Genomic DNA, 3347 nt, shown 5'->3' on the forward strand with positions numbered 1-3347 from the left:
TAACGACAAGATATAAAATGATACGCCCAGAACGAATATTGTAGCCATGAGTAAAATTGTAAAATGTTCCTTCTTCTTTGCAACTAACATTTCAACTAGTTCAACAACATTAGCTAATCCTAGAGAAAGCAGCATGCCAAAAAGAAGTAAACCAGGAAATTCAGTTGAAGGATCAGAGCTTACTAACCCTGAAGTAGATATAAATATAACTCGAACGGCAAAATATAAGGTTAGCGCACTAAAGAACAATTGCAACGCTAATAAGAATTTATTACTTTCTTTATATCTTTCTTTGACGTTTGTTAACACGCTCAAGTTTATCCCTCCCGATCAAGCTTTCGCCAATAACGTTCACTTTCAGCTTTTTGTTGAAAACCTCGTGATTTATAAAAAGGAATCCCCAGACTATTTCCTTCTTGTACAGAAACATACTGGTCTGTTGCACCTTTTCTTATATGATCCTTTGTAAAAGCATCTAAAAGTTTTTTTCCAATTCCTTTAAATCTATATTTTTCGTCTATATAAAATACATAAATTTCACTAGTACTTGGCTCAGTCATAACTCCTCCAATCGTCCCTACAATTTTCTGATCTACCATAGCTACGTGCGTATAGACACCTTTTACAATGTCCTCTTTCACCTTTTTAAGATTATACCAATATTCTACATTTTTAATTTGATATTCCTCACTATAAATACCTTGAACCGTTTGTCGCCATCCAATTGAACAAATTCTACTAATTTCTTCTGTATGTTCTGGTTCTGCTTTTGTAATAGAAATGTCCATTTATTACACCTCCCCTTTCAATACGTGTTCTTTTAAATCTATACCGTTAACCCAATCACTAAAGTTAAAATCTAATACTTGGTTACTTTGAGCAATCGTAGTTAAAACTCTATTATCCCCAAAAGAGTAAGATATTGTATGTAATGTTCCAAATAAATCATCATAGTCAGTGAAAAATAATGGTGAATTCTTATCTTTGAAAATGTTGAACATCTCTTGGTGTGAAAGCTGTTTATTAGAAATACCTTGAATATAATCATTACGTTTAACCGAACCTTCAACAGCAAGCCTATTTTTATCTTCTAGATCATCATCCTGAAAATGATTTACACAAGATAACGACGATTCACCAAGTCTTATTACTATTTTAGAAGGAGTAGCCTCTACTACTGCTATGTTGCCACTCTGATCACCTAGTGAGAAGTTGTAACAAGCTGAATGTGGGATCGCTTTTAACATTTGAATGGCTTCATCGACTGAGGAACACATATCTAAGACCATTCTAATAGCGGTCCAAGGTGAAACCCCTTTTGAGTATTCATTATTACTGACAAAATGTAGACCCATAACTAATCCCTTTTGATTGATCCCGTCATGCCTTCCAAGTATTTGCAAATTATACCCCGCTGTTGCAAGGCTTGACTCAGGTTGAACTAAACAAAAAATCCCATCATAAAGTTCAGGAGAAAAATCATAATTTCTTACATAATAATTTTGTGTGATTAATGCAGAACAACCCAAAGCTTCTGTTTTTGGTACATCATAACCACTAAACATAGAAGCTGACTTTTCAGTAGAAATGTCCAATCCACAAGCTAGACCCTCTAATTCCTCAATTAGATGAGGCGCCAAATCTAAAAAAATAGATTTAAGACTAATATAGTCTATTTCTGGTCTCGTTATGGAATCCAATACATTTAATAACGGTTTATTTTGTAAGTACTCCCCGAGCTTCAAACCGATATTAAACGATGTATCTCTAATTTGAATAATATCTACTGAGAAATTCGACATGTGCATCCCCCCATTTAATTCACAATTCACATAAATAAATTCAAGTCTACATTAACTTTAAACATTAGATTCCAAAAATTAGAACAAAATGATTAAACAACCAACTATTTCGGACATCTAATTAACTCTTAACTTATACCAAACAAATAATAAATTAACTGTATCCATTAAATTCCTCCTTAATACTTAACTATATAAATGATGAGTTCATTGTTTAGAAATAAAAAGTTTGCTTCCTACAATTACTCCACCAATCTCTGTTTATTTTAATAGATAATTTACTCCTTAAATGTTAACCCTTCCTCTTCTAAGCAAGCTCTCATAGTAGGTAAGGAAGCTGGTCCAATACCATGAATTTTTAATATATCTTTTTCAGTACACTTCGATAGTTTATGCAAAGTGTCAATTCCTTCATGGAGCAATGCATTTCTAGCAGGTGAACTAAGTTTCGAAAAGCAGCCACTATTGGGCTTACTTTCTTGATCACAAACCTTTAACTTTTTATCCTTTGTCAAAGCAATTCCTCCTAACAACTCATTTTGATCATTCGGTAATCAAACAGTGGATTTATTCAGAAGCTTCTCTAAATCTTGCTCCATTGAAATAGAAGAATTTAGATTAAAATCATGGAACTTAACTCACTGATAATCTATATTGTATTAGCTGGCTATCCGTTCCTAAATATTCTTCCTTACCAATTCTACTGACCTCTTTAAATCCTAGTTTAGCGAGCATTTTCTTTGCACGAATATTAGAATCAGTTGTTTCAGCAGTAAAAGTTGTAATTCCTAAATAACTTGAGGCATAATCTATCATTTTTACACAAGCATTAAATCCATTGCCTTTCCCCCATAAAGATCTATCACCAATGGCTATGCCTAATTCAGTAGTATTACCATCAATACAAGCAAGGTCCGCATAGCCAATTAACCTTCGTTCCAATTCAATCCCTAATCGGAGAAAGTCTTTTGAATCATTATTAACACAATGAACCCACCATCGATATAATTCTTGCTCGTCCCTGTTGATCCCCCAGCATTTGCCAAACAAAACTTCTCATCCTTACTCCAATTTAAAACATATTCATAATCTTCTGTCGTTATAGGTCTAATAGTGATCATGTACATTGTTTTCCTTCCATGCTTTTTATAACGATAACAACAATACATATACTGATACGCCAAAACCGAATATTGTAGCTATGAGCAAAAATGTAAAGTGTTCTTTTTTCTTGGTAACTAACATTTCAACAAGTTCAACAGCATTAGATAACCCCCAAAAAAAGAGCATACCAAAAAGTAATAAACCCGGGAAATCAGTTGAAGAATCAGAGCTTACTAATCCTGAAGTGGATATAAATATAACCTGAATAGCTAAATAAATGGTTAAAGCGCTAAAGAGAATTTTCAGGGCTAATAAAACTTATTACTTTGTTTATACCTCTCTTTGACCCTTGTCAACACACTCAATCTTATCCCTCCCTATTTCACAAGCTCTGCTTTGAAGCTGTCTCCCAAGCTGAGAAAAATTCTTCTACTGTCGAAT

The 3347-nt window shown here is 33.4% G+C and carries 6 protein-coding genes; all 6 read right to left on the reverse strand.

Annotation, left to right across the window (positions count from 1 at the left end):
• On the reverse strand, window positions 1–315 hold a 315-nt coding region (locus tag A194_RS18845; protein ID WP_040403188.1), incomplete at its 3' end, for a hypothetical protein.
• Between the two features lie 2 nt (window positions 316–317).
• The gene (locus A194_RS0115450; RefSeq protein ID WP_017187697.1) at window positions 318–788 is read right to left on the reverse strand and encodes a GNAT family N-acetyltransferase; all 471 of its coding nucleotides are present in this window, start codon (window positions 786–788) and stop codon (window positions 318–320) included.
• Between the two features lie 3 nt (window positions 789–791).
• A complete protein-coding gene (locus tag A194_RS0115455) occupies window positions 792–1802 on the reverse strand; it encodes a C45 family autoproteolytic acyltransferase/hydrolase (RefSeq protein WP_017187698.1) in 1011 nt (336 codons plus the stop codon).
• A 278-nt stretch (window positions 1803–2080) separates the two neighbouring features.
• Entirely contained in the window at window positions 2081–2317 is a 237-nt protein-coding gene (locus A194_RS0115460; RefSeq protein ID WP_017187699.1) for a DNA-directed RNA polymerase subunit alpha C-terminal domain-containing protein, read from the reverse strand.
• A gap of 118 nt (window positions 2318–2435) precedes the next feature.
• Window positions 2436–2831 carry a GNAT family N-acetyltransferase gene (locus A194_RS18850; protein WP_237718785.1) on the reverse strand — a complete coding sequence of 132 codons (396 nt, stop codon included), beginning with the start codon at window positions 2829–2831 and terminating at the stop codon, window positions 2436–2438.
• Window positions 2753–2929, reverse strand: a complete 177-nt coding sequence (locus A194_RS20870; RefSeq protein WP_237718786.1) for a hypothetical protein — start codon at window positions 2927–2929, stop codon at window positions 2753–2755. Before A194_RS20870 ends, A194_RS18850 begins: the two co-directional genes overlap by 79 nt.
• Between the last annotated feature and the right edge of the window lie 418 nt (window positions 2930–3347).

It is taken from the genome of Alkalibacillus haloalkaliphilus C5, from assembly GCF_000269905.1.
GTDB lineage: Bacteria > Bacillota > Bacilli > Bacillales > Alkalibacillaceae > Alkalibacillus > Alkalibacillus haloalkaliphilus_A.